1 protein-coding gene is annotated in these 294 nt (G+C 67.7%); it reads left to right on the top strand.

Annotated features, from left to right (window positions below; translation table 11 throughout):
* Positions 1-274: rod shape-determining protein (locus KVT32_RS29720; protein ID WP_217619388.1), on the top strand; the 274-nt coding region annotated here is incomplete at its 5' end.
* Between the last annotated feature and the right edge of the window lie 20 nt (positions 275-294).

Here is a 294-nt window from a genome sequence, read left to right as displayed (position 1 = left end):
CCTGGAATCGCTGCCCGATCCGCTCAACCAGATCGTGTCCGCCGTCAAGACCGCCCTTGAACAGACGCCGCCCGAGCTGGGCGCCGACATCACCGACAAGGGCTTCGCCCTGACCGGTGGCGGCGCGCTGCTGCGCGTCCTGGTCCGCCTGCTGCAAGAAGAAACCGGTCTGCCGGTCGTGGTGGCCGACGAACCCCTGACCTGCGTCGGGCGCGGATGCGGCGAGGCGCTGGAACACCTTGGGAAACTGGGCGCCATCTTCATCTACCACTAATATTGCCCGCCAGCCCGGGG

Origin of the sequence: Achromobacter sp. GbtcB20 (assembly GCF_019091095.1) — a bacterium.
Classification (GTDB): Bacteria; Pseudomonadota; Gammaproteobacteria; order Burkholderiales; family Burkholderiaceae_B; genus Achromobacter; species Achromobacter mucicolens.
Note: the sequence above shows the minus strand (reverse complement) of the source record. Positions and strands in the feature narration are given on the sequence as shown.